Origin of the sequence: Palaeococcus ferrophilus DSM 13482, assembly GCF_000966265.1 — an archaeon.
In the GTDB taxonomy this organism is placed as follows: domain Archaea; phylum Methanobacteriota_B; class Thermococci; order Thermococcales; family Thermococcaceae; genus Palaeococcus; species Palaeococcus ferrophilus.
This window is the reverse complement of sequence record NZ_LANF01000007.1, coordinates 1-23,478: the sequence shown is the minus strand read 5'-3', so window position 1 is coordinate 23,478 and position 23,478 is coordinate 1. Positions and strand designations below refer to the sequence as shown.

26 protein-coding genes and 1 pseudogene are annotated in these 23,478 nt (G+C 54.0%); 12 read left to right on the top strand and 15 right to left on the bottom strand.

Annotated elements, in window-relative coordinates; translation table 11 throughout:
- Positions 1-6: 6 nt before the first annotated feature.
- Together PFER_RS02475 and PFER_RS02470 are read right to left on the bottom strand one after the other, a co-directional pair.
- A complete protein-coding gene (locus PFER_RS02475; RefSeq protein ID WP_048148425.1) occupies positions 7-288 on the bottom strand; it encodes a hypothetical protein in 282 nt (93 codons plus the stop codon).
- Entirely contained in the window at positions 272-1,774 is a 1,503-nt protein-coding gene (locus tag PFER_RS02470; protein WP_084593888.1) for a glycosyltransferase, read from the bottom strand. Before PFER_RS02470 ends, PFER_RS02475 begins: the two co-directional genes overlap by 17 nt.
- A 74-nt stretch (positions 1,775-1,848) precedes the next feature.
- Here PFER_RS02470 and PFER_RS02465 point away from each other — a divergent pair, with 74 nt between their 5' ends.
- Positions 1,849-2,709: an MBL fold metallo-hydrolase gene (locus PFER_RS02465; protein WP_048148423.1), complete on the top strand. Its 861-nt coding sequence runs from the start codon at positions 1,849-1,851 to the stop codon at positions 2,707-2,709.
- A gap of 30 nt (positions 2,710-2,739) precedes the next feature.
- Here the strand turns inward: PFER_RS02465 and PFER_RS02460 are convergent, their stop codons facing one another.
- Positions 2,740-3,585: a TatD family hydrolase gene (locus PFER_RS02460; RefSeq protein WP_048148421.1), complete on the bottom strand. Its 846-nt coding sequence runs from the start codon at positions 3,583-3,585 to the stop codon at positions 2,740-2,742.
- A gap of 58 nt (positions 3,586-3,643) precedes the next feature.
- Here PFER_RS02460 and PFER_RS02455 point away from each other — a divergent pair, with 58 nt between their 5' ends.
- Together PFER_RS02455 and PFER_RS02450 are read left to right on the top strand one after the other, a co-directional pair.
- A complete protein-coding gene (locus PFER_RS02455) occupies positions 3,644-5,254 on the top strand; it encodes a carbamoyltransferase family protein (RefSeq protein ID WP_048148419.1) in 1,611 nt (536 codons plus the stop codon).
- Between the two features lie 156 nt (positions 5,255-5,410).
- Positions 5,411-6,607, top strand: coding sequence for a pyridoxal phosphate-dependent aminotransferase (locus tag PFER_RS02450; RefSeq protein ID WP_048148418.1), 1,197 nt, complete (start codon positions 5,411-5,413; stop codon positions 6,605-6,607).
- Positions 6,608-6,624: 17 nt separating this feature from the next.
- On the opposite strand, the gene PFER_RS02445 is transcribed toward PFER_RS02450, so the two are convergent.
- Positions 6,625-7,800, bottom strand: coding sequence for a magnesium transporter (locus PFER_RS02445; RefSeq protein ID WP_048148417.1), 1,176 nt, complete (start codon positions 7,798-7,800; stop codon positions 6,625-6,627).
- 134 nt (positions 7,801-7,934) lie between these two features.
- Between PFER_RS02445 and PFER_RS02440 the strand changes: the two genes are divergently transcribed.
- Both PFER_RS02440 and PFER_RS02435 read left to right on the top strand, forming a co-directional pair.
- Entirely contained in the window at positions 7,935-8,546 is a 612-nt protein-coding gene (locus tag PFER_RS02440) for a potassium channel family protein (protein WP_048148416.1), read from the top strand.
- Complete coding sequence (locus tag PFER_RS02435) at positions 8,539-9,117, top strand: potassium channel family protein (RefSeq protein ID WP_048148413.1); 579 nt, start codon at positions 8,539-8,541, stop codon at positions 9,115-9,117. The genes PFER_RS02440 and PFER_RS02435 overlap by 8 nt, the downstream gene beginning before the upstream one ends.
- A 12-nt stretch (positions 9,118-9,129) precedes the next feature.
- Here PFER_RS02435 and PFER_RS02430 read toward each other — a convergent pair whose 3' ends face one another.
- From PFER_RS02430 to PFER_RS02420, 3 genes are read right to left on the bottom strand one after another with little or no spacing between them, the layout of a single operon-like run.
- Complete coding sequence (locus PFER_RS02430; RefSeq protein WP_245612410.1) at positions 9,130-9,909, bottom strand: sugar phosphate isomerase/epimerase family protein; 780 nt, start codon at positions 9,907-9,909, stop codon at positions 9,130-9,132.
- Positions 9,906-10,631: an endonuclease III domain-containing protein gene (locus tag PFER_RS02425; protein ID WP_048148411.1), complete on the bottom strand. Its 726-nt coding sequence runs from the start codon at positions 10,629-10,631 to the stop codon at positions 9,906-9,908. The genes PFER_RS02430 and PFER_RS02425 overlap by 4 nt, the downstream gene beginning before the upstream one ends.
- Positions 10,600-11,031 (bottom strand): DUF6849 domain-containing protein, encoded by a 432-nt coding sequence (locus PFER_RS02420; RefSeq protein ID WP_048148409.1) that lies wholly within the window; start codon positions 11,029-11,031, stop codon positions 10,600-10,602. Before PFER_RS02420 ends, PFER_RS02425 begins: the two co-directional genes overlap by 32 nt.
- Positions 11,032-11,125: 94 nt before the next feature.
- Here PFER_RS02420 and PFER_RS02415 point away from each other — a divergent pair, with 94 nt between their 5' ends.
- The 5 genes from PFER_RS02415 (at position 11,126) to PFER_RS02395 (ending at position 15,716) form a co-directional block, all read left to right on the top strand.
- Complete coding sequence (locus PFER_RS02415) at positions 11,126-11,596, top strand: PadR family transcriptional regulator (RefSeq protein ID WP_048148407.1); 471 nt, start codon at positions 11,126-11,128, stop codon at positions 11,594-11,596.
- Positions 11,593-12,579, top strand: a complete 987-nt coding sequence (locus PFER_RS02410) for an ATP-binding cassette domain-containing protein (RefSeq protein ID WP_048148405.1) — start codon at positions 11,593-11,595, stop codon at positions 12,577-12,579. Before PFER_RS02415 ends, PFER_RS02410 begins: the two co-directional genes overlap by 4 nt.
- 4 nt (positions 12,580-12,583) lie before the next feature.
- Positions 12,584-13,354, top strand: a complete 771-nt coding sequence (locus PFER_RS02405; RefSeq protein WP_048148403.1) for an ABC transporter permease — start codon at positions 12,584-12,586, stop codon at positions 13,352-13,354.
- A 92-nt stretch (positions 13,355-13,446) separates the two neighbouring features.
- Positions 13,447-15,147, top strand: a complete 1,701-nt coding sequence (locus tag PFER_RS02400; protein WP_048148395.1) for a DUF4932 domain-containing protein — start codon at positions 13,447-13,449, stop codon at positions 15,145-15,147.
- Positions 15,144-15,716 carry a cyclase family protein gene (locus PFER_RS02395; protein ID WP_342666372.1) on the top strand — a complete coding sequence of 191 codons (573 nt, stop codon included), beginning with the start codon at positions 15,144-15,146 and terminating at the stop codon, positions 15,714-15,716. Before PFER_RS02400 ends, PFER_RS02395 begins: the two co-directional genes overlap by 4 nt.
- On the opposite strand, the gene PFER_RS02390 is transcribed toward PFER_RS02395, so the two are convergent.
- The gene (locus tag PFER_RS02390; protein ID WP_048148393.1) at positions 15,713-16,417 is read right to left on the bottom strand and encodes a nucleotidyltransferase domain-containing protein; all 705 of its coding nucleotides are present in this window, start codon (positions 16,415-16,417) and stop codon (positions 15,713-15,715) included. The genes PFER_RS02395 and PFER_RS02390 overlap by 4 nt on opposite strands.
- An 81-nt stretch (positions 16,418-16,498) precedes the next feature.
- Here PFER_RS02390 and PFER_RS02385 point away from each other — a divergent pair, with 81 nt between their 5' ends.
- Together PFER_RS02385 and PFER_RS02380 are read left to right on the top strand one after the other, a co-directional pair.
- Entirely contained in the window at positions 16,499-16,894 is a 396-nt protein-coding gene (locus PFER_RS02385) for a hypothetical protein (RefSeq protein ID WP_048148390.1), read from the top strand.
- A gap of 35 nt (positions 16,895-16,929) precedes the next feature.
- Complete coding sequence (locus PFER_RS02380; RefSeq protein ID WP_157255021.1) at positions 16,930-17,631, top strand: hypothetical protein; 702 nt, start codon at positions 16,930-16,932, stop codon at positions 17,629-17,631.
- Positions 17,632-17,752: 121 nt separating this feature from the next.
- On the opposite strand, the gene PFER_RS02375 is transcribed toward PFER_RS02380, so the two are convergent.
- The 7 genes and pseudogenes from PFER_RS02375 to PFER_RS12260 all read right to left on the bottom strand — a co-directional run.
- Positions 17,753-18,094, bottom strand: a complete 342-nt coding sequence (locus PFER_RS02375; protein WP_048148384.1) for a hypothetical protein — start codon at positions 18,092-18,094, stop codon at positions 17,753-17,755.
- A gap of 44 nt (positions 18,095-18,138) precedes the next feature.
- Positions 18,139-18,618 (bottom strand): hypothetical protein, encoded by a 480-nt coding sequence (locus PFER_RS02370; RefSeq protein ID WP_048148382.1) that lies wholly within the window; start codon positions 18,616-18,618, stop codon positions 18,139-18,141.
- 50 nt (positions 18,619-18,668) lie between these two features.
- Positions 18,669-19,565: a hypothetical protein gene (locus tag PFER_RS11825; protein ID WP_052696168.1), complete on the bottom strand. Its 897-nt coding sequence runs from the start codon at positions 19,563-19,565 to the stop codon at positions 18,669-18,671.
- A 65-nt stretch (positions 19,566-19,630) separates the two neighbouring features.
- Positions 19,631-20,581: a hypothetical protein gene (locus tag PFER_RS02360; RefSeq protein WP_048148380.1), complete on the bottom strand. Its 951-nt coding sequence runs from the start codon at positions 20,579-20,581 to the stop codon at positions 19,631-19,633.
- Between the two features lie 17 nt (positions 20,582-20,598).
- Entirely contained in the window at positions 20,599-21,603 is a 1,005-nt protein-coding gene (locus tag PFER_RS02355; RefSeq protein ID WP_048148379.1) for a hypothetical protein, read from the bottom strand.
- A complete protein-coding gene (locus PFER_RS02350; RefSeq protein WP_048148376.1) occupies positions 21,600-22,565 on the bottom strand; it encodes a hypothetical protein in 966 nt (321 codons plus the stop codon). The genes PFER_RS02355 and PFER_RS02350 overlap by 4 nt, the downstream gene beginning before the upstream one ends.
- A pseudogene (locus tag PFER_RS12260) lies at positions 22,562-23,478 on the bottom strand (hypothetical protein); the annotation flags it as partial. The pseudogene PFER_RS12260 and the gene PFER_RS02350, both read right to left, overlap by 4 nt.

Here is a 23,478-nt window from a genome sequence, read left to right as displayed (position 1 = left end):
ATGCCCTCACCGCACTTCCCTGAGTCTTATGGGTTTGGCCGCGTAGTAGAAGCCCACCGCCAGGGAGAGGCCACCGAGGAGGCTCCCAAAGACCGATATAAGCGAGGTCTCCCTGAGGGACATTATGGTGGCGTTGACCAGGAGGGATATCCCGAGCCCCACCATGAGGAAGCCCCTGAACATGTTCCTCTCCTTCTCCTCAAGGGCCCTCTCCAGCATATCGAGGGCCTTCTCCCCATCCTTCGTCATCTGAAAGTATTTCTCAAGAAGTTCACTTTCGCGGCTCAACCTTAACCACCTCCTTTTCAATCGGCACCAGTCCGAGCTTGAGAGCTATCCTCTCCGCCTTTCTGGAGGAGACCACCACAACGTTGGCACCTGAGAGAATGGAGAGCACTATAGCACGGGCGTCCTCCTCGGAGAGACCCTCCTCACGGGCCAGCTTCCTTGAGAGTTCCCCCACTCGCCTGGACGCCCCGAACTTCTCCGCTTCGATAACGGGACGGAGGCCCAGGGGGAGGGTTTCCCTGTTCACACTCCGGCCGAAGAGCGGGTAGTATACGCTCCTTATCACCGCGGTTCTGACGGTCTTGTACCATCTAACCGCTCCTCTGCGGACGTTGTCGAGTCCCTTCAGCGAGACGAGGATCCACGCCTGCGAGTAGGTGTAGTACATGATAGGTGCAAGGAGTACGTAGGAAGGTCTGAGCTCTCCCTCGAGTGCAAGAGCGGCGTAGATGCTAAAGAGGTATATCCCGTAAACAACTGCCCAGAGCATCAGTGCGAACCTGTTAAGTTCTCTTCCAAGGGAGACCCCGTGGAGGAATAGGATATCCGAGGCAAGCACGGCCGCTGAGAAGAGGTAGTACGTAGTGGCCTCCACAATGACATCGGCCCTCACGAATGGGCTCCTGATGCTGTGGAGCCGCCTGAGGTACTTTCGGGCAGTGTAAACGTTTCCCGTTGCCCATCTAACCCTCTGACGGAACCACACGCCCCAGTCTTCAGGCTCGCTCTCCCATGAGGTGGCTTGGGGGTTGTAGAGTATCCGGTATCCCCTCTCCATAATCCTGAAGGAGAGCTCAAGGTCCTCTGCAAGGGCTTTTTCGTCCCACCCTCCAATCTCCTCAAGAATGGAGCGCTTTATGACGAAGTTTGTGCCGGGAATAAGGGCGTTCTTAAACAGCAAGCTCCTACCGCCCTGGCTGACGAGCTGGAAGTACATGAACTCCATTGAGATGAAGCGCGTTAGAACGTTCGTTTTCCAATTTAATGTTTTCACCTTCCCGACAACGACGGGTGTTTCCTCGCTGAGAAGGGCGATGAGCTTCTTTAGGGAGTCCTTCTCGGGCCTGTTGTCCGCATCGTAAACCGCTATGACCTCCCCGCGGGCGAACTTCATCCCGTAGTTCAGAACGTATCCCTTACCCCTTCCCCCGTTCTCCACGTTTATTACCCTGATGAAAGGATATTCCCTCTCGAACCGCCTTGCCACAACCTCCGTCTCGTCCGTGGAGCCATCGTTCAGGAGGAGAACCTCAAGACGGTCCTTGGGGTAGTCGAGTTCCATCATGGCCCTGAGCGTCTCACCAACGGTCAACCCCTCGTTCCGGGCCGGTATCATGATGGTGACCTTCGGGAGCTCATGAGGGGGCTCCCTTTCCTGGAACCCCAGATAGTAGCGTATCCCGTTCAGAGTTAGGACTAGGTAATAGAGTATTAACGGGTATATGAGTGTCGCGGAGACCACTAACACGGCCGTCTCTACCTTCATCTTTCCTCCGCATATTTTTCGGTGCCATATTTATAAACTGTCAGTTCGATGTTTATCATAACCGGGGGCGTAAGATGATATTGCGCAACATAGGCCTCGACAGCTCGACGAGGTTTGCCTTCCAGAGCCACGCCCACACCGACCACTTCGTTAGCGGGGAGGTCATCTTCGCCACGAGGGCCACAAAGTTCCTCAGCCACCTCCGCAAGGGGGGCTTTTACCGCGAGGTTCCCTTTGGGAAAACCTTTTACATAGGTGATATAAAGGCGAAGCTCTATCCCGCGGGCCACATGCTCGGCTCGGCCGGAATAAAGCTGTGGCTCGAGAACGGCACGCTCTTCTACACAGGAGATGTGAAGTGGTACAAGCTCCGGACGGCGGAGAAAAGCCGCTTCCCGCGGGCGGACTTCCTCGTGATCGAAGCCACCTTCGGTGTTCCCCACCACACCTTTCCCTCGCCGAGAGAGGCGGAGAAGAAGCTCGTGGCATTTGTGGAGGAAGCCCTTGACAGGGGGAAGAGGCCGACGCTCTACGTTAACCAGATGGGAAAGGCGCAGGAGGTCATGAAGATACTCGACGTCCACGGCTACACGGTCAGGCCGTCCAGGGAGATGCTCAAGGTGGCGAGGGTCTACTCCAAGTTCGGGGTAACCTTCGGCAACATCCTGGGGGATGGGGAGGTGGTCTTGCGCTCCTTCCGCTCCCCAAGGGTTGAGAACTCCTTCTCTCCGTGGGAGCTTACGGTTTCCGGCTTTGGAACGCTGAAGCTAAGCAACCACGCGGATTTCTGGGAGCTCATGCGGATAGTGGAGAAGGTAAACCCCGAGAAGGTGCTGACGGTCTACGGCCACGCGAGGGAGTTCGCGAGGATTTTAAATGGACTTGGCTACGAGGCGGAGCCCATAGCACCGGATGAAGAGCTCAGGCTTTTCTGAGTCCACGGTCCGAAAAGTGAAAATTTGGGGCTACTCCCCAATCTCCACCCCATAGACCTTTTCCGGGTTTTCAACGTGTATCTTGTAAACGTCCTCCTCGGTGAAGATGCCGTTCTGGAGGAAGGCCTTCGTCCTCTTTGGAACAGTTTTCGGCCCCAGAACCGCTCCCGGCCTTCTCTTATCGTCTATGTAGTCAGTCTCCATCATGAAGCGGTTCCCCTGCTCTATGGCAGCTTTGATGTTCTTCCTGCTCGCTATCACGCTCGGGAAAACGCCGACCTCTTCGGCAACCGTTACTAGCGGCGGCGAGAAGTGCTTGACAACTTTATGGGGTTTCATGCCGACCTCCCTTACGTATTTCCCGAGCTCCCTGAACTTCTCTTCGTTGAAGCTCTCGGTGTGGAGCTGGACGGCGCAGTCGGCCTCTTTTGCTAAACTCATCCCGTACTTCATCAGCTCTATGCTCGCTTTCCAAATCTCCTCTGGAACCTCGTAGTGCGGCCTGCCGATTTCACCTATGCCTATCGCCTTTCCCTCAAGGCAGAGCTTCTGGGCATACTCCAACGCCTTCATTACCTCGTTTTTCGCATATTCGAGCCCTTTCTCTCTCGCAAGGTAGTCGAACTCCGCCGGGTGGACTCCAACGACGGCGTAGGCCTTCACCGGTGTCTCGCTGTTTATCCTCTCGACCAGCTCGATGTGGAAGTCCATCGCCTTCATGAAGTCCTCCGCCTTGAGTCCCGGGAAGCCGTAGTCGTGGGCCGTCTTGTAGACCACCACGAGGTGCGTTCCCCCGGTCCTATGAAACTCCTTCACCGCCTCCAAAAACAGCCCGTGGTAAGGGTCAACGTGGAAGTGGTCGTCCCAGATTATCATAATCTCACCCCTTTAGACTGGGGCGAAGTTTTTAAAGACCTTTGCGGAAGCGGGGAACATGATACTCGGAGTCCACGATGGTCACGATGCGGGGGTAGTTCTGATAGACGGCGAGAGAATCTTCGCGGTTAACGAGGAGAGACTCAACCGCGTTAAAAAATACCGCGGCTTCCCTGAGCTGAGCGTGAGGAAAGTCCTTGAGATGGCCAACGCTTCTCCAGAGGAAGTTGAGGCCATAGCAGTTGCCGGAATATTCCGGAAGCAGAGCCGCTTAATAGCTCTTGAGGAGAACCTGAAGGCAATTTTTGGGAAAGACTTTAAGAGGAAGGTTATCTTCGTCGAGCACCACCTTGCCCACTCTGCCTCGGCCTACTACACCTCCGGCTGGAGAGATGCGATAGCTCTGAGCATAGACGCGGCTGGAGATGGGCTCAGCTCGTCCATCTACGTCGCGAGAGACGGTGAGATGATCAGGATGGCTCAGAGCACCTATCTAGATTCCCTCGGCGACTTCTACGCCTCCGTTACAGAGCTCCTCGGCTTCAAGCCGATGAGGCACGAGGGCAAGGTGATGAGTTTAGCGGCCTACGGGAGGCCGGCCTACGATTTAAGCTCTATAATCGAGTTAAACGGCCTGACCTTCGAGAACCATCTAAAGGTTGTGGGCGTTGAAGCCACTAAGAAGCTCGCGGAGCTGTTCAAGTATCCGCTGAAGCACGCGAAGGAGATAGCGATGCAGATGAAGCGCGGAAAGCTCGAGGGAAAACTTCAGAGGAAGGCGATAGGGATAGCGGCGAGCGCCCAGGCCCACCTTGAGAAGCTCGTTGAGGAGCTGGGCCTCCGGCTCAATGAGCATTCCCTCCCGGTGGCCTACGCCGGCGGTGTAGCTCAAAACGTCAAGGCCAACGCCGTCCTGAGGCACGTTTTTGGAGACGACAACCTCTGGGTGTTCCCTGCTATGGACGACGGCGGCCTCGCCTTTGGCGCTGCCATATTCATCAAAGCTCAGTTCGAGAGGCTAGATGGAAAGTGGAGGCCCTCTAAACTGGAGCACGTCTATCTGGGGCCAGAGTACTCCGAGGAGGAAATAGAGGGTATTCTCAAAGAGGAAGGCGTTGAGTACGGGGAGGTAAGCGACGTTTCGGGATTCGTCGCCGATGCCCTCGTGGAGGGGGAGCTCGTGGGCCTCTTCAACGGTCGGATGGAGTACGGGCCGAGGGCCCTTGGTAACCGCTCGATTCTGGCTGATCCCAGAGACGAGAGCGTTAAGGAGAGGCTCAACGTGGCTTTGAAGAGGGACGTCTTCCAGCCCTTCGCGCCCTCGATGCTCTGGCAGAAGGCGGGAGAATACCTCGAAGATCTGAACGGAGAGCCCAACGAGTTCATGACCATGAGCTACACCGCGAGCGAGGAGTTTAGAGAGGCAGCCCCGGCCGTTGTCCACGTTGACGGAACCACGAGGCCGCAGGCCGTGAGGAAAAAGGTTAACGAATTATACTATTCCACAATTGAAGAATTCAATAAAAAAGCGGGAATTGGGGCAGTGCTCAACACGAGCTTCAACATGCATGGAGAGCCGATAGTGTGCTCCCCTGCCGACGCGCTCGAGAGCGCGAGAAAAGCGGGGCTTGATGTGCTGATCCTTGCCCCGTTCGCGGTGTACGTTTAGGCTCAGTGGGTGTTCACGTCATCATTTCGTGAGCTCTCAGTTTGCTTGCTATTCTTCATCGCCTGTTGCGAATTCCTCCCCGGGACTTTTAAGCTTTGGCCCCACGCATGAATAAGTTTTTATGGTTGAAGTCTTAACAGTCCAGTGGTGATTGAAATGATTCATCCATCTGAAAGGGCCATGGGTGTTGAGTACGCCATAAGGGACGTCGTTCTCCCCGCAAGGGAGCTCGAAAAGAAGGGGATAAAGGTTATCCGCCTCAACATAGGCGATCCCGGGAAGTACGACTTCCAGCCGCCGGAGCACATGAAGGAAGCTTACTGCAGGGCGATAAATGAGGGCCACAACTACTACGGCCCGAGTGAAGGTATTCCGGAGCTCAGGGAGGCCATAGTGGAGCGGGAGAAGAGGAAGAACGGCGTTAATGTAAGTCCCGACGATGTTCGCGTCACAACGGCCGTCACCGAGGCCCTCCAGCTTATATTCGGCGGCATCCTCGATCCAGGGGACAACATTCTCGTTCCAAGCCCGAGCTATCCGCCTTACACAGGCCTCGTCAAGTTCTACGGTGGAATCCCCAACGAGTACACCACCCTTGAGGAGGAGGGCTGGCAGCCGGACATAGACGACATGAGGAAGCGCATAGACGAGAGGACGAAGGCCATCGCGGTCATAAACCCAAACAACCCCACCGGAGCGCTTTACGAGAAGAAGACGGTGAAGGAGATAATTGACCTCGCCGGAGAGTACGATATCCTGATCATAAGCGACGAGATATACGACCTCATGACCTACGAGGGGGAGCACGTTTCTCCAGGCTCACTCACAAAGGACGTTCCGGTTATAGTGATGAACGGCATGTCCAAGGTCTACTTCGCCACCGGATGGCGTTTGGGCTACTTCTACTACGTTGACCCGGAGAACAAGCTGGCAGAAGTGAGGGAAGCCATAGACAAGCTCGCTCGCATAAGGCTCTGCCCGAGCACTCCGGCCCAGTTCGCGGCGATAGCAGGCCTAACCGGCCCGATGGATTATCTCGGGGAGTACATGGCCAAGCTTAAGGAGAGGAGGGACTACATCTACAAGCGCCTCACTGAAATACCTGGGGTGAGCACCCAGAAGCCGCAGGGAGCCTTTTACATCTTCCCGCGGATAGAGGAGCGCTCCAAGTGGAAGAGCGATAAGGAGTTCGTCCTCGACGTCCTCAACGAGGCGCATGTTTTATTCGTCCACGGCTCCGGCTTCGGAAGGGTAGGCGACTGGCACTTCCGCATAGTCTTCCTGCCGCCGGTCCCGGTTCTTGAGGAGGCAATGGACAACTTCGAGGCATTCATGAGGAAGCGCCTCGGTTGATACTTCTCCCACTTTTTTTACATGCCCGTTGCCATCTTCGCGAGCATCACCGTGTATATGGTACCGAGTATGTCGCTGTTGTTCGCTATCAGGGGAATCGCCACGCTGTCGGGATCTATGTTCCTCTGGAAGAGGAAGTAGGAGAGCGTGTAGGCGTAGAACATCACGAAGAGCGCCATGAAGGGGTAGGTCAGTACAAGGGTGCGGAGCGGCACAACGCTCGCCCCCGTGGTGAGCCTCACCACAAGCGCCCCGAGATAACTCAGCGCCACCCCTATAACGGGCGTCGTCATGAACAGGCCGAGTATCTCGAGCATCTGCTCTCCGGAGAGGTAACCTTCAATCTCACCGAGGTGGAGCTTTGTGGAGGTTTTAGCGGCCACGACCGAGCCGTAGTTCCCGAAGCTGCTGAGGAGTGCCGGGTATATGAAACCAAGGAGGAGGGCTCTGCCTATTATTTCGCTGTAGCGGTGGAGGAGTGAGCCCGAGACCACCGAGAGGAGGGCGAGGGCCGTTATGGTTATGAAGAGCTCCTTCAGCTCAAGAACCTCCGCCCTTCTGACCCTGCCAACCCCGATGAGGAAGAGGAAGAGCACGACGAGGGCCGTGTTGGAAGTCCAGAACTGCCCCTTGGAGTGCTCCAGGAGGAGTATGAACATTATAAGGGAGGGTATGGTGAGTAAATCCCCCATAGAGGCCACAAGGGGCGCCGCGACACTGTCGGGGTCACTCCCACGGCGGAAGCTGAAGATGGTCACGAAGGCACTGAAGTACCCGAGGATGAGGGAGACCAGAATCGTGGAGCTTATCACTATTAGGAGGATTTCAAAAGCGTTCTTTCTGATGCCCTGGAGGACGCCTATCGCCCAAAGGAGGGTTATGGGGATCAGGGATAGCATAACCGCGATCACCACGTTTTTGAGCACTTTTCTGTCCCTCAGGCATGGTTCGAGTTCACCGAGGTAGAGCATCGTGGAGAAGCGCGAGGCCAGGGAACCGAAGACGTTTCCGCGGAGCCCCATTATTCCCGGCAGAATCACGAGAAGGCCTGGGTAGGAGGAACGGACCTTGTCAAAGTACTTGCCGAGAAACGTACCGCCGAATAGGCCGATTATCAATGAGAGCACGAGCGAGGGTAGCGTCGTCCTGTAGGCGGATAAAACCCTGTTTTTCAGCTCCTGAAGGGCCCCCATCCCTATCACTCTCCATCGCTGCCACCCCTGCACGTTTTGCCGAAAATAGTCTGCGAGGTACTATATAAGTTTTCCCGTCATGGCCCGAAAACTAAATAAACTTTCGCGGGCAGCCAAGGAATGGTGAGAACCTCGTGGAGGAGCTGGAGGAGTACGAGTACCGTCCGAAGAACGTCAAGGAGATTTTCATTGAGATGAAAAACACCGCCGAGCTTATGGTTGACCTGGCGTACTCATCCGTTCTCTTTAATGAGGAGGACATAGCGGAGGAAGTGCTGGAGCTGGAGGAGTACCTCGACCTTCTCAACTACCACCTGACGGTTCACGCCGTTCTCGCCGCAAGGAATCCCCGAGATGCGGAGAAGATAACCTCAATCCTCCAGATGGCACACGCCATAGACGACGTCTCGAACGCCGCAGCTGACCTTGCCAAGATGGTTCTCGAGGGCGTTGAGCTACATCCCGTCATAAGGGAGGCCATCATGGAGAGCGAGGAGGTCATAGGGCGCTTCATCGTTGCCCCGCACTCCGTCCTCGTGGGGAAGACGCTGGAGGAGCTCGACCTCGCGAGCAACACGGGGGTGTGGCTCATAGCCGTCAGGAGGGGCAAGCGCTGGATTTTTGCCCCCGACGGAGACTTCAAGATACTGGCGAACGACGTTCTCATAGGTAGGGGAACGCAGACGTCGATAGACTACCTCAAGGAGCTCGCAAGGGGCATAATGAAGGTGGTGGGCAATGAGTGAGCTCAAGGAGATTAAAAACTGCCTCGTGGAGATGAAGGACCTTTCATCCCTCATGGTTGACCTCGCCTTCTCCTCCGTCATGTACAACAGCGAGGACATCGCCGAGGAGGTTTACCTGCTGGAGGAGCGCATGGACGACCTCACCCTCAAGGTCAAGAAGCTCGCCCTCAAGGCGGCCAAAAAGGAGGAGAAGCCCACGAAGCTCCTTAGTGTGATAGAGGTCGCCACCATAAACGAGCAGATGAGCGACGCCGCCTACAAGATATCGGAGATAGTGCTCCGCGATGTTGAGCCTCACCCGATAATCAGGAAGATTATGGAGGACACCGAGGAGGAGCTTGGGAGGGTGACAGTGAGGCCGGGCTCGATCCTCCACGGAAAGACCCTGGCCCAGCTCAAGCTCCCCAGCAAGATAGGCACGAGGATTCTGGCGATAAAGCGCGGAACGAGGTACGTCTACAACCCGGGAAAGGACGACACGCTGGAGGAGGGGGACGTTCTCATAGCCGTCGGTTCCGACCTCGACAAGCTCAGAAAGCTGGCCGGAGAGGAAGTGGAAGAGGAGGAGTGAAGCCCTTTCTTTTCATTCCCCAAACCGCTTTATGAGCCCCAGACTTTTCTCCGCGTCTTCGAGGGTCAGAACTTCCAGGGCCCACGTCACGGGTGGAAGCGCTTTTAGAACCCTCTCCCACGGAATCGTCCCGCTACCCAGGGCGCGGTGTTCGTCGCTTTCCCCGGAGTTGTCGTGGAGGTGCACGTGAACGATTCTCTCCCCCAGTCTCGCGATAAAGCGCTCAAAGGCCCCCGTTGTGGTGTTTAAATGCCCCACGTCGAAGGTCACCCCAATGTTCAATCCCGTGAGTATCTCCTCCAGCCTGTCGCACCCTTGACCATCGAGGATTGGAAAGTGGGGCATGTTCTCGACGCCGATTTTGACCCCGTACTCCTCACCGAGGTTTCCGAGCCTCTCCAGGGAGGCCCTGTGTATCTCAAGGTAATCCCTCTGCCTCTCGCGGCTTATTGGCGAGCAGTGGCCCGGGTGGAGCGTAACGACCTCCGCCCCAAGGCGCGAAGCCGCGTCGAGAGACTCCTCTATAATCCTGAGCGAGGTCTCCCGTATGACCGCGTTGAATGAGGCTATGTTGATGTCAATGAAGGGCGCGTGCAGGGTAACGCCGAGGTTCGTGCTCTCAATGGCATCGGCCCACTCCCGCCAGTTCTCGGGCGTTATGTAGTGCGGCCACTCGCTCACGAGCTCAACGAAGTCGAAGCCAAGCCCTTCAACCCTGGCCGTCCATCCAGCAAATTCCCCTGGGCTCTCCCCTCTAAAAGCGGTCATCGAGAGGCCCACCCTTCGCCTCATGCCTTCCTCCCCCTGAGATGCTCCTCCGTGACGAGCCCCTTTGCGTAGGGGCAGAGCTCCCTTAGGGGGCATTCGTCGCACTTCGGGTTTATCGGCCTGCAGATGCTCTTCCCGTGGTCAACCATCGCGTGGTTGACGTATATCCACTTGTCCTTTGGAATCAGCTCCATGAGGTACTCCTCTACCTTTTCAGGAGCCACCCTCGGGGGAGCCAGACCGAGGCGTTTGCTTATCCTGTTTACGTGAGTATCCACTGGGATAGCTTGCCTCCCAAAGCCGTATGCTAAGACAATGTTGGCGCACTTCCTCCCTATACCTGGCAGCTTCGTGAGCTCCTCCATGTTATCGGGCACCCTGCCGCCGTACTTCTCAAGGATTATCCGCGAAGCCTTCACTATCCACTCACCCTTCGTCTTCCAGAGACCGACGCCCCGCTCCCTCAGAAACGCCTTCATCTCCTCAATTGGGGTGTTCGCTATCGTCTCGATGTCGCGGTACTTTTCAAAGAGTTCCCCCCACACTCTGTAGGTAACCTCGTCCCTCATTCGCTGGGAGATTATGCAGTGGATTAGAGTCCTGTAGGGGTCGCCTATAAGGAGCTTCTCCCTCGGGTGGGTTTTCATGAGGATTTCCACTATCTTCTTCGCCCTCTCCCTTTTTTCCTCGGGGGTTTCGCTGAATGTGAACCCCTTACTCCAGTCCAATGACCGTGAGCCCGCCATCGTGCACCACCGCCACAGCCTTTTTGGTTGCCCTAACGTATTTAAGTCCTTCGAAAGTTCTCTCGAAGAGCCTGTGCCCTTTCCCATCCACCGCGATAACCCTGTTCTCAAGCACCACCACAAAGCCTTCCTCGAAGGGCACAACGTCCCTGATATCCCCCTCGAGCTCAAGAGTTACACTCGATATCTCCTCCCTCGTTATCTCAATCACCGTTCCCCTTCCCACCCTAAGGGGCGAGGGTTCGGCGTGGATTACCCTGAAGGGGAGGCGCTTTCCCAGAAGTTCAATCTCAACGGTTTCACCCTCCTCCACCTCCCTCCCGCTGAGCTTTTCCCGCAGAACCTCGATGAACTCCGGGGGAAGGGGCGCGTCAAAGAGGGGCCTCATCACGAGCCGCATATCACCACCATTCTACCTACCCGCCACGGTATTTTATGACTTTCTACCCAAACGTTTTTAAGATGATATATCGTTCGATATATTGGTGACATGTATGGAGAGGCCCAGGTACAAGGGACACCTGAAACTCCTCGTCCTCAAGATGCTCTCCGAGAAGCCGATGCACGGCTACGGCATAATGGCGGAGCTGGAAAGGAGGTACGGCATGCCCCACCCCAGCCCCGGAACCATCTATCCAATCCTCGCTTCCCTCAAGCGAGCCGGCCTGATAGAGACCATTGGTGAGGGCAAACGCGACAAGAGGCTCTACAGGGCCACGGAGAAGGGGAGGGAGTACCTCGAGGAGCACGGGGAGGAGCTGGCGGAGGTAACCCGTATGGCCGCCAGATTCAGAGAGTTCGCGAGACTCGGAGGCCGGGAGCTGGCGGAGGTTATGAGAGACGCCTTCAATTCCCTCGAAGACCTCACGGAGGAGCAGAAGAGGGCTCTCGCGAGGGAGTTCACAGGCTTCACGAAGCGGGTCAGGCTCATCCTCCTCGGTGAGATACCGGAGGGGAGAGAATGAGCGAGGCAATTCTCGTTGAAAACCTCGTCAAGAAGTACGGGGACTTTGCGGCCGTCAAAGGGGTCTCCTTCAGGGTCAGGAGGGGGGAGATATTCGCCTTCCTCGGGCCGAATGGAGCCGGAAAGACGACAACGGTGCACGTCCTCACGACGCTTTTGAGGCCTACTTCCGGAAGGGCGATAGTCGCTGACCACGACGTGGTTAAGGAGCCAATGGAGGTCAGGAAAAGAATAGGAATAGTCTTCCAGGACCCGAGCCTCGACAGGGAACTCACCGCCTGGGAGAACATGTACATCCACGGGAGGATTTACGGGCTGAAGGGGAACGAGTTGAAGGAGAAGATTGAGAGGCTCCTCACGTTCGTTGAGCTCTGGGAGTTTAAGGACAGACCAGTCAAGACCTTCAGCGGCGGGATGCAGCGCAGGCTTGAGATAGCGCGCTCCCTCCTCCATGAGCCTGAGGTTCTCTTCCTTGACGAGCCGACGATAGGCCTCGACCCCCAGACGAGGGCGCACATCTGGGACTACATAAGGGCGATGAAGGAGGAGCACAGCATGACGATTTTCCTCACAACGCACTACATGGATGAGGCGGAGGGATTAGCGGACAGGATAGCCATCATAGACCACGGGAAGATAATAGCGGAGGGCACCGCCGAGGAGCTGAAGAGGCTCGTAGGAAACGACGTGATTTATCTTAAACTCGACGCTCCCGAGGAGCTGAAGTGCCTCGAAAGTGACTTCATCAGGGGCTGTAGGGTTCTCCCCGACGGTAGGGTGGCGCTTGAGGTGGAAAATGCAGCGGAGGCACTCCCGGGGCTCTTCGAGCTCGCGAGTGAGAAAGGGATCAAGATCCTGGAGGTCACTTACCACCGCCCGACGCTCAACGACGTCTTCCTCCACCTGACGGGCAGGGAGATAAGGGACGAGGGGCCGGAGAATCCCATTGTTTCATTCGTGAGAATGAGGATGAGGGGGAGGTGAGGGGATGGAGGCATTGACGACAATGGCCTACAGGCAGCTCAAGAGGTTCAGCAGGGCGAGGTCGAGGGTAATCGGGATGATAATCAACCCGCTCATCTGGCTCGTCTTTTTCGGCCTCGGCTGGAGCAAGGTCTTCAACAATCCGATGGCGAGGGCGATCTTCGGAGGGGTTGACTACCTCACCTTCCTCGCGCCGGGTATCTTCGCCATGACGGTCTTCAACATGAGCTTCATAGCAGGGGTAAGCGTCATCTGGGACAAGCAGTTCGGCTTCCTCAAGGAAATGCTCGTGGCTCCCGCATCGAGGAAGGAGGGTATCCTCGGGAGGATAATCGGCGATTCACTCGTGACGCTGGCTCAGGGTGCGATAATCCTCACCCTCACCTACCCGCTCGCGGAGAGCCTCAAGCTGAGCGGCTTCCTTCCTGCTCTCGGCATCGGCTTCCTGCTCTCGATGGCCTTCTCTGGCTTTGGCGTCAGCCTGGCTTTGAAGATGGAGAGCATGGAGGGCTTCCAGATGGTTATGATGGTCCTCATGCTCCCGCTGACATTCCTGAGCGGCGCGATATACCCGATAGACACGATGCCGGGCTGGATGAAGGCTCTGGCCTACCTCAACCCCCTTACCTACGCCGTTGACGGGGCGAGGCACTTCCTCGTGGGGGCGAGTGTAGCGAAGTTCTCGCTCGGCGTTGATCTGGGCGTTCTAACCGTCCTGGCGGCCCTCTTAGTGGGTCTGGCCATGCTCGAGTTCGAGAGGGCGACGATAGGGTGAGGAGGGTCTCCCCTCACATTTTTGCTTTTTGGGTGGAGCGTTATCAAAACGTTTAAGTATTCATTTTCACAAATCCAACTTGGGTGTGGAAAGTGAGAAAGTATGTCGCGCTTCTGCTTGTCCTTCTTATACTTGCCTCCGGCTGCATCGGCGAGAGGAAAAAGCCCGCGATGATAGAGGTGAGCATTCCCAGGAACTTCGAACTCTTTGGTTCCGCCTACATCGTGGCATTTCATAAGGCGGACAACTTTGTAATAGCCCCCGCCTCCTACTACCAGATGCTCAGGGCCTATTTTGTTGACTACGAGGAGCATGAGGTGTTTGACCTCATACGCGAGCAGTTCAGCCGCGAGCTCCCTCCGCAGGTGAGGGCGGAGAGGTTGGAGAACACCATGAAGGTTCTCGCCAACACCACCTACCTTGAAGATGCCAGCGATGCCGAGATAGAGGAGAGTCTGAACTCCTTCAGCCTGTCCCGGGACGAGAGGGAGCGTATAAAAACACTTCTCTTTGCCCTCCGCGACTTTGGAAGGGCCGTGAAGTTCTCGAAGTTCTATGACGAACACTACAACGACTTCTACCTCACCGTCATAACCAAGTTCAGGCAGGCATTCAGTGAGGAAGACCTCAGGGAGATAGAGCACCGCTTTGGGGTTGTTTATGAGCGCTTCAATGTGGTCATCTCCTACTCCCTCTACGTGCCCCCCTACAGCGTGCCGCGGGGGAACACGCTCTACATGGTGATTCCCTACAAGTCGAAGCTCAACGAGTTCGGGGTTGATGCCGTCTACCTATCCTCCATGTACCGTGACCCCATAATGCGGAGTTCCCTCGAGTACTTCTACAAGATGAGCGACTACTACGACTTCCTCGGGCCCTACCGCTTCAGGCTCCAGGACTTCAGGGCCGAGCTGCTCTACAGGTTCGCCATGGTTTCCCTCCGCCCCCTGATCGGGAAGAACGTGGGGAAGTTTGAGGAGGTTTCCTACTACTACGACTTCGCCTCCTCACGCCTTGCCTACATGAACCTCTCGCTCCCGGAGTACTTCGCAGACCAGATTGCCAAGGCCTATTCGCTCCACGTTCTGGCGCGGGACTTCCCGGAGGACGCGGAGAGAAAGGAGCTCTACCACATGGGCCGCGGCGACTACCTCGTGCCGGCCCTTAGAAGGGAGTTCGAGGCGATGGGAAACGTGAGCCTCGAGGACTACCTCCCAACGCTCGTGGAGCACATGAAGGCCTGGGCCAGCGCCGAAAATGTGAGCGAATTTTTCATCGAGAACACCCTCCCCTCAACGTTTCTCCAGTTTGACTCCGCCCTGAAGGAGAGGAAGCTAACCGCGGTTGGCGCCCCGGAGGAGTTCGTTCGCAAGGTAAAGAACCCCGCCGTGTGGATGGGGGACTACCGGGGAGTCACCCCGCCGGAGGTGGAGGTGGCGGAGGACTTCAAGGGCCTTAAGGGAAACGTCGTGGTTATAGGCACTCCGGAGCTCCTGAGGGAGCTTGACCTGCCCGTAACCTTTGAGGATACTTTTAGGGCGCAAAGCCCAGGGATAATGGCCTACCGCTACGACCACGGCCTCATGGTACCCTCGGAGCCCCTGAAGGACGAGTACGATGTGGTAATCGAAACGGTGCGCAACCCCTGGGATAAAACGCATTACATAACCTTCATCGTCGGCCCCGTGGAGGAGGTCAGGAACGTGATCATTAGCTACTCGCTCCGCTCCGCCGAAAGCTATAAGGCCATATCCTACAGAAAGTTCGAGGTGGGATTCTTCACGGGGGGATGAGCGTGATAGTTGACCTGAGCGTTGCGATAGAGGACGGCATGTCAGTCTATCCCGGCGACCCGGAGGTGAAAATCCGGGAATGGGCCTCGATAGGGAGGGACGGCTACTTCATGAACACCATTTCCATGGGGGAGCACACGGGGACGCACGTGGATGCCCCGGCTCACTTCGTAGAGGGCGGTAAAACGGTTGATGAGCTCCCCCTCGAGCGCTTCACCGGTCCCGGAAAGGTGGTGCGCGTGGAGGGCCCCATAACCGCGGAGCACGTTAGAGAAGCAGGCACCCTTGAGGGGTTCATCGTGCTCTTTCTCACCAATGGAAGGGGATTCCTCACGAAGGAAGCTGCCGTAGAGCTCGTTAGAATGAACGTCAGGGCCGTTGGGATAGATACGCCAAGCATTGACCGCGATGGGAGCGCGCACAGGGTTCTGCTCTCAAACGACATTCCGATATTCGAGAACCTCACCAACCTTGATGCCCTCCTCGGGAGGGAGTTCACCTTTATAGCCTTTCCCCTGAGGATTAAAGGCGGCTCGGGAAGTCCCGTGAGGGCCGTGGCGGTTCTCTAAATCCCCCCCGCTTCCCTCACCTTTCTCCTAACGTTCGGGTCTCTGTCGGCGATGACCTTCAGGGCCTCCTCGAAGGCCATCCAGTCCGGCACTTCCTCGTCTACGTATATCCCCGTCCGCCCTATTCTGTCGCGCCTCGTGAGCACGTGGACGCGCTCCATAACTATATCGACGCTCACTCCAAGGATTCTGGCGACTTCAGGCTCCCTCCCAACGACCTCCCTCTCGATGTGCCCTCTCTCCGTCGGGATTATGAGGATGAGCTTTTTGTTCACCCCCGGGACGCGCTCCCTTCTCTTGAGACCCTCCATGTCGAGCGCACCCCCCCACCGGTAGAACTCGAGCTCCCTGTCCGTTGGGTTCACGAGGGGGAACGTCACCGTGGTTTCCTCATCCACCTCTATGACCCCTTTGATGAGGTGCCAGGGTGTGGCCATAACTATTTTTCTCCTCCTCACGAGGCCCTCGAGGGCGAGCTCCACCAGGTAGGCGGGCACGCGGTAGGGTACGAAAATATCAACGTCGCTGTCCCTCCTCACGTCGCCGCGCGCGACGCTTCCGTAAACGTGGGGATCGAACTCCCCCAGGCGCTCCATTATTACTAGGGCCTTCTCCCTTTTGGCGCGGAGCGTGGCCCACCTCTCCCTCGAATAGACCACCTCGCGCTCGTCCCAAATCCTCACCACCTTCTCCCTCGGCATGTGAGTGTCTCCAACGGTGGGACTAATTAGCCTTCCGGAACCCTTTTTACCTCAAAGGTTGTGCCTTCTCCGGTGTGAACCATGGGTGCGTTAAAGAAGGGCCTCTCAATCCTCGCGATCATCCTCATGATGGCATCAATAATAGGCTACACGGGTCTTTCGTTCCTCTCACCCGGCACGTACTCCTACAGGGGGACTCAGACCCTTGGGGCGAGAAGCGCCCTCTACATCCCCCTTCACTCCTCCTCCCACCTCTCGGGCACTTTAAGCGCCCCTTCCCCCATCAATGTTTACCTGCTCGACGGGGATTCGTTCGATGCAATGAAGCGCGGTGCGCCCTTCAACAGCCTCGGTGAGTGGGAGGGGACGAGCATTGAGGTTGATGTGGACGTTCCGGCGGGGAGGCACTACCTGGTGATACTCAACCCGGGGGGAGAGACGTCCGTTGAGCTCAACCTCATCGAGGAGCTCGACTGAAGAAACGTTTTATATACCAACATCCAAATCGGGACGTGGGGCCCATGGAGGAGTTCGACTTCATAAAGCGCATGGATTTTTCGGAGGTCGAGGTGGAGAGGGACGTCCGGGAGAGCCTTGAGAAGGTTGATGATGCAATCAGAACGCTCGAGTTCTCCCTGAAGCTCACGGAAGGTTATCCTCCAATTTTCACGGGCACCGCGGCCCTTCTTACGGGGTTCCTGCTTAAAAACGGCTCCCTCTGGTGGACGGCTATCGCGCTGGCACTCCCCCTCACGACTCCGGAGTGGGCGCGCCGCTATTCCCTCCGCGCCTCGACGATGTTCCTGTCGTTTGTAATCGCGGCTGACATCATGGCCCTCCTTAACGGGAACGGGGAGGCCCTCTACTTCCTCCTCACCCACACCGCTCTCCTTGGCCTCACGGCGTGGGCCGTAGTGAAGGAACGCGGCTGGCGTATCCTCCCCCTCCTGCCCGCTGCCGGGGCGGTACCATCGCTTCTCTCGACGTTTGTCCCCCGCTATGGAGCAGCACTGCTCCCCTTTGTGCTCCTCTACCCCTCGCTCCTCTCGTGGGAGAGCCGGAGGGCCGTTAGGGAGGAGCTCCTCCGCACGATGGAAGAGATACTGAGGAGCAGGAGGGCGCTCAGGGAGGGCAACCTCGAACGGTACGATCCATCCGTTCCGGAGGTCTTTGAGAGGAAGTTCATGGGCTTCGGGGTGCTCCTTCTCGAATAGCGTGGAAGAGATTCATATCCCCGTTCAGCGGCGGAAAGGGTCTGACCTCCTCTCCCCAAATGACGGGGCGTTCAAAGAAGAAATTAATGGTGTATTGGGCATTTCCCCTTGAATTGCACCCTCATGATGTAATGCATGTTTCCATGTACCTGAGGGTCTCCGTGGCTCCATTGAAGTGTATCGTCGTTTTCTCAACCACTGGGCACTCTAAAGTGGACTCTTCAAGGCGCTTCACTGGAAAGGGGTTTACCGTGATTCCAGAGGCGTTTATGAGAATTTCCTGGGCACTGCAGGGGATCGTGAGGTTCTCAGGGATTTCTGTCACGTTGATTACTGGGCCGCTGGGGGTTTCCACTCTGCCTGAGGCGTTCCATGTTGGGTATAATGCCAGAAGCGTGGTATTCTCCTGATTTCCGAGGGCCAAGAACCATGTGGAGTACGCGCACTTTGAGGTTGAGGGCATACGAGGTAGCCCCCGACGAGCGGGTTGCTGTCTACAGAAGGCTCTCATTCCCTGTCCGCGAAGATGAACCTAACGCCGTTGAATTTTTTGAGAAGATCCGCGAAATCCCAAGTTTGGTCAAAGATTTCCGGGATTTCCTCCCCTTCGAGGGCCCTGACTTTCCCGTTGACATTCAAGATCATTGCCGTTTCGTATCCATTCTGGGTAGGGATATCGTTCACAGTGAAAGAAACTGGACTGTAGTCGAGCCCCGTTTTTACCACCTTTTTCTCAACGGTTATCCTCTTCACAACGGGGCTTCGTTTTAGTGTGGCCTTTATCTCGGAGAGGGTGCCGTTCTCGTAAGTTATGACTCTCCATTCTCCGTATCCGCGATACACTACTACTAATCCCCTCTCCGCCCCTATACGGTGGAGCACGCAGGATGCTGAACTGAAGCAGGTTTCCTCTCGGTAGTCGTGGGCCAAAAGTGAAAGGAGGAGGATTGTCATGAGTGCTAGAACTCCGAGGGATTTTCTGTTCATACATAACCCCCTTATCTCTGTTTTTGATACACTACCCATCCAACATAGCGTTACCCTACCGCTTTTTCATAGCAGACCGGCCCGTCCACTTTACCTGTGTTTATATCCACAAGGACGTGGCAAACTTTATCTCCCCCCAACTTCCACACGGTTTCGAGTACTGGCTTCTCGTCTTTAACATGGACCCATAAGATGACAAGCTTAGCAATGCTTAGCTCTTTGAATTCATTGGGAGCATACGAAAGTGCCTTTTGAAAGGTTGAACCATTGAAAATATTTTTGGGAACCTCGTACACTCCAGTTATGTCTGACTCAAGAGTTATCCCGGGATAGAATACCTGGACGGTTTTTCCCAGGTGAGACTCACATTCGTGAACTGCTATCCAAGTAAGTGCCTTGGTTGTGCCTCTGTTGTTCAAGGTCGGAAGGGTTAGAACCCCTTTGACTCCTGAAAGCCATGAAATAATGCTCGAACCTTCTTCCCCAGCTCCAATATTTAGCCGGCTTGTAGTTGTACCGATAGCGATGAAGTACATATCCTCAGCTTTAAATTTGGGGGATATTGGATAATAAATTTCTCCATCGTACTTCCATCCGAGGGTTTTGAAGAGGAGTGCCCTCTCGTGGGGTTTGTAATCCTTTAAAGCCTCCAAGTTCAGTATTACCTGAGAGTAATTCACAAGGGCTCTCGCGCTTTCAACTCTCCTGCTCCTCAACCAGAGGGGGGATGACTGGCTAACAGTGTAAAGCTTGAGCATACTAGTCTTCTCATTGTAAGTAGCAAACTGCCAGAAGTTACCCTCGTGGTAAACAGCGATCAACTGCTCGTTCTCTGGAATCCTCGCCATTTTGTAAGCCCTAACTGCTGGAGGAAGGGAGTTGAGGTAAGCTAAGTACCCGATGAAGAGGAGGGAAAGAATGAAGACAGCAAAGAGCTTTCTCCTCATCTTAGGTTATCCTCCTTTTGGTTGTTTTGATACCGAGGTCTTCTTAGTCCTCATTTCTTACCCTCTCAGTTGATTGAACAGTGACTTATGTAAACCCTCATGAAGTGTATTCTCCTGAGAGGGAGGGGGTCTTTTCCAATTTTCAAGTAAGCGTAAGTGCGTTCTTCTGGGATTATCCATTCAATCCACGCTGTGTCAGGATCCCATATAAAAACTTTGAACCTCCACGCTTTCTCTGAGTACTCTCCAAACTCTTTGATCCCCCTTATAAGATCCTGAAGCTCAGGGTTTTCAGCCGTCCATAGTGTACTGTTATTGACATCTAGTTGATAAATGGAATGGAGCGTTACATTCTTGGGATAATGTATGGCTACTCTGGGTTTATCGTCCAAATAAATGGTTATCCATGTGGCTTTCTCAACGTCTTTTCCCCAGCCTGGTAGGATAAGTGCTCCGGGGTATCCCTCGAAGCCTATGTCTCGAATAGTATCGCCCGAATACATGCTAACTGCCCCAATGGAAATTTCCTGGCTTTTTATTCCAGTAACCTTCCAGTACTTTAAGTCAGGTCTCAGAAGTTCATTTAATCTCGGCTGAAGATTTTCAATTTCTCCATTCCTGTAAACCTTATCCCTGTAGAGGAGTTCTCTGCAGTTGTTGCAGTTTGTGAACTCTTTTAGTTTTTCTGGGCTTGTTGCGAGAATAGAGTAGTTAAAGGGTGTTTTACATGTTATTTTGGTCTTTCTTGTTGTCGGCCAGATTTTTAGGAGTTTGTAAGTTTTGAAAGTGTAAATGCTGAGTGTTTTGTTTTCTGGATCGTACAAAGCGAACTGGTACTCTCTAAAACCATCAAAACCTGTTTGGGAGTAATAGTAAGCGGCAACAAGTTGCGAGTTTTCCCTAACTTGAGCTGGAATCCGATGATAGAGGTTGCTCATGCTCTCTGAAGGGAGGTAAAAGTAGCCAAAGAAGAAGAGAAAAACCAAAAAAGCAAGGGCAAGCAACTTTCCCTTCATCCCCGGATCGCCTCCAGTTAGGGTAGTTTCTTTAGGCTATCTGTCTCAAGCCATTGGCAGGAATACTCCCAGGATATGCTGAATTCTGTGCGCTTGATTTTTCCTTGGGGGTATATTCTCCAAATCTCCTCGACGCCTTTCGCAGGATTCACCCAGGCTGTCCACGCTTCAATTCTCCCGTCTTCTCTCGTGATCGAGAACTCAAAGCGGATAGAGCCCTTAATATTGCTCACAAGCTCCTCCGACTTTAATTTTTGAACAATATCCTTCAAGGGAACTTCCTCCAACGTCCACGTTTTGTTACCTGGAGCTTTGACTTTCGCCGTTGTTGAGAGCGTAACATTTCCCGGGTAATGAGCAATCACCCTAATCGTGCCGTTCTCTCCAGCTATGAACTCCAGTATTACACTCCTCTCAGGAACGCTCATGGATGAAGGCAAGTGAAGCAAACCCCTGTACCCAAAACGGCCAAGTATAATCCCCATGTCCCCTACTCTTTCTTTTATCCCGCCTGTTGATATTTCGCTGTCCTTGACGAGTACAAGGTTCACGTAAGTAGTGTTTTCCTTGCCCTCGATTACTTCTTTAATTGACGGATAAATGCTCTCAATCTCCTCATTCCTGTAAACCCTACTCTTATACAGAAGTTCCCTGCAATTATCGCAGTTTTTGAAATCCTTCAACTTTTCTTGACTTGTTGCTAGGACTGAATAATTAAAGGGAGTCTTGCAAGTGATTTTGCTTTTCTTCATCCTCGGCCAGATTTTTAGGAGTTTGTAAGTTTTGAAAGTGTAAATGCTGAGTGTTTTGTTTTCCGGATCGTACAAAGCGAACTGGTACTCTCTAAAACCATCAAAACCTGTTTGGGAGTAATAGTAAGCGGCAACAAGTTGCGAGTTTTCCCTAACTTGAGCTGGAATCCGATGATAGAGGTTGCTCATGCTCTCTGAAGGGAGGTAAAAGTAGCTGAAAAGCAGGAGGGAAAGTAAAAGGAGGCTGAGGACTGTTAAAGCTCTCTTCATCCCCAGGTCACCCCTTGAGGAGTGATGCCTCCCCCTGTGACTACCCCTCCACTATTGGAGTCCACAACCAAGACCCACATAAGTTCTGAGTTATTGCATGGTCTGAAAAGGCCAATTCCAGCATGAATGGCATTGAATTTTCTGATGTACTCTATGACTTTTGGCATTTGGTTTGTTAGATTTCCGTCCAATCTAAATTTACATGGATAAGGAGTTCTACCCACTTGCAATTCTTCAATCTTTGTACCGTCGGGATAAAGTAGAGTGAACCTGGAGACATTGCCGCTTTGCTCTTCCAGTCTCCATACTGTAGGGTTATAACTTTTAGGCAAATCTGGCAGTACAAGAAAATCCCCAAGATTTACGTCGGATATGTAGAAGAAATTCGTAGCTTTTCCTTCGTTTGAAAGAAGGGGTACGATAGCCTTTCCGGGGGAGAATTCGCCAAATGATGCATCTGCTGATGCTTTGATTTCAACCTCGCCAATCCAGAGATCGTTTTTTGAGTAGAACGCGTATATTGAATTGTATTCTTGAATTTTGTTGAATTCTGGATTGTTGACAGGGAAATCCTCTAAGGTGTACCACCGCCCATTAAAGAGGAGTGCCGGTATCTTCTTGGGCCACGCTATGATCTGTTGGTAATTTGTTGAAACTCTGGAGTAATTATACGGGGTAGTTACAGTTTTTGAGACAACCCTGATATGAGGGTAAGGGAATTTTAGGGCACTTAGTGTTGTGACTTTGAGTGTGCTGTTTCTCGAGTTGTAACTAGCTATTTCCCAGATGGGGTCTATCGAATTTCCTTTGACATAAACTGCAATAATATCTCCGTTCTCATCATTGATAATTTTGAGAACTTCTTTTGGGTTCGATAATGTTTTGTAGACGTTATACGCTTGAATGCTCCAGAGGAACAACACTAAAAAAACAAAAATGAATGAGAGGAGTTTACGGCTCATCCCCAGATCACCTCCATGAAGTAACCGACGCTGGTATAGGGACCAGTGTTCGGAACGAAATCTAATGTTACTGGGGAAGTTTGAATACCTGCCTTTTGATATAAAATACTCCTTAGAGTTGACCAACAATCCTTGTGCCCTAATTTTCCCCACTGGTACGTCATGTGTTTTTCCCATTTGTCCCCGAATTTTTCTTTAAGTTTTGCTTTGAATCGTTCGTAATCCTTGGGAGTGCTCAGCTCGCTCCAGGACCATTCGTGCTTCATGACCGAGTCAGGAGCAGCGTAGTACACTTCCCTATCATAATGGCACACAAAATCATGGCCGAAAGTATCGCACTCCATATAATCCCAATAGTAAGATTTCCAATGCCAGTCCATGTACTCATCTCCAAGCCAGAAGACGTAGTGGCCGAGCTCATGTCCTAATGCCTTTGCCCATCTTACATCGCCTATTTCGGCAGTCCCCTCAGGAGGAGTAAGTCTCAGGAATTTGGAGGGCATCACGAGTCTTCCCCCCGTCCAGTAGCCCCCAACAGCGGCGTGTGGCCACTTCTTATTATCTCCCAGGAATTTAACTTCCAAAAATGTCTTGTTAACCCAAATATTAGCTTCTTCCCAGTGTCTTTTCCCGTCCCATATTCTCACGCTGGTTATCATTGCGTACCCGTCGGTGTAGTCGTGAACAAAATCACTAGCCTTTCTAATACTGTAAACCAGGTTTTTCCTGTCTTCCTCGCTCAAAGCCCACTCTGTGGAGACAGTGAGGCTAATCCCGAGAATGTCCCTCTTTGCCGGATCCTTGCCAATCATCAGCTCGACGAGGTTTGGAACACCGTCACCGTCGGCATCGTCACTCTCTCCCGTTTTGTCGGGTGTTAATTCTTCGAGTTTTGCTTTCCACGCTGGAGGCA

What these genes read in the sequence shown, in the direction of transcription:
- PFER_RS02420 (WP_048148409.1), bottom strand. Translation starts at nt 11,031, where the DNA reads ATGCGGCTCGTGATGAGGCCCCTCTTTGACGCGCCCCTTCCCCCGGAG.
- PFER_RS02465 (WP_048148423.1), top strand. Translation starts at nt 1,849, where the DNA reads ATGATATTGCGCAACATAGGCCTCGACAGCTCGACGAGGTTTGCCTTC.
- PFER_RS02370 (WP_048148382.1), bottom strand. Translation starts at nt 18,618, where the DNA reads ATGAACAGAAAATCCCTCGGAGTTCTAGCACTCATGACAATCCTCCTC.
- PFER_RS02460 (WP_048148421.1), bottom strand. Translation starts at nt 3,585, where the DNA reads ATGATAATCTGGGACGACCACTTCCACGTTGACCCTTACCACGGGCTG.
- PFER_RS02395 (WP_342666372.1), top strand. Translation starts at nt 15,144, where the DNA reads ATGAGCGTGATAGTTGACCTGAGCGTTGCGATAGAGGACGGCATGTCA.
- PFER_RS02410 (WP_048148405.1), top strand. Translation starts at nt 11,593, where the DNA reads ATGAGCGAGGCAATTCTCGTTGAAAACCTCGTCAAGAAGTACGGGGAC.
- PFER_RS02390 (WP_048148393.1), bottom strand. Translation starts at nt 16,417, where the DNA reads ATGCCGAGGGAGAAGGTGGTGAGGATTTGGGACGAGCGCGAGGTGGTC.
- PFER_RS02470 (WP_084593888.1), bottom strand. Translation starts at nt 1,774, where the DNA reads ATGAAGGTAGAGACGGCCGTGTTAGTGGTCTCCGCGACACTCATATAC.
- PFER_RS02350 (WP_048148376.1), bottom strand. Translation starts at nt 22,565, where the DNA reads ATGAGCCGTAAACTCCTCTCATTCATTTTTGTTTTTTTAGTGTTGTTC.
- PFER_RS02375 (WP_048148384.1), bottom strand. Translation starts at nt 18,094, where the DNA reads ATGCCCTCAACCTCAAAGTGCGCGTACTCCACATGGTTCTTGGCCCTC.
- PFER_RS02450 (WP_048148418.1), top strand. Translation starts at nt 5,411, where the DNA reads ATGATTCATCCATCTGAAAGGGCCATGGGTGTTGAGTACGCCATAAGG.
- PFER_RS02415 (WP_048148407.1), top strand. Translation starts at nt 11,126, where the DNA reads ATGGAGAGGCCCAGGTACAAGGGACACCTGAAACTCCTCGTCCTCAAG.
- PFER_RS11825 (WP_052696168.1), bottom strand. Translation starts at nt 19,565, where the DNA reads ATGAGGAGAAAGCTCTTTGCTGTCTTCATTCTTTCCCTCCTCTTCATC.
- PFER_RS02355 (WP_048148379.1), bottom strand. Translation starts at nt 21,603, where the DNA reads ATGAAGAGAGCTTTAACAGTCCTCAGCCTCCTTTTACTTTCCCTCCTG.
- PFER_RS02435 (WP_048148413.1), top strand. Translation starts at nt 8,539, where the DNA reads ATGAGTGAGCTCAAGGAGATTAAAAACTGCCTCGTGGAGATGAAGGAC.
- PFER_RS02405 (WP_048148403.1), top strand. Translation starts at nt 12,584, where the DNA reads ATGGAGGCATTGACGACAATGGCCTACAGGCAGCTCAAGAGGTTCAGC.
- PFER_RS02385 (WP_048148390.1), top strand. Translation starts at nt 16,499, where the DNA reads ATGGGTGCGTTAAAGAAGGGCCTCTCAATCCTCGCGATCATCCTCATG.
- PFER_RS02425 (WP_048148411.1), bottom strand. Translation starts at nt 10,631, where the DNA reads ATGGCGGGCTCACGGTCATTGGACTGGAGTAAGGGGTTCACATTCAGC.
- PFER_RS02455 (WP_048148419.1), top strand. Translation starts at nt 3,644, where the DNA reads ATGATACTCGGAGTCCACGATGGTCACGATGCGGGGGTAGTTCTGATA.
- PFER_RS02360 (WP_048148380.1), bottom strand. Translation starts at nt 20,581, where the DNA reads ATGAAGGGAAAGTTGCTTGCCCTTGCTTTTTTGGTTTTTCTCTTCTTC.
- PFER_RS02445 (WP_048148417.1), bottom strand. Translation starts at nt 7,800, where the DNA reads ATGGGGGCCCTTCAGGAGCTGAAAAACAGGGTTTTATCCGCCTACAGG.
- PFER_RS02430 (WP_245612410.1), bottom strand. Translation starts at nt 9,909, where the DNA reads ATGAGGCGAAGGGTGGGCCTCTCGATGACCGCTTTTAGAGGGGAGAGC.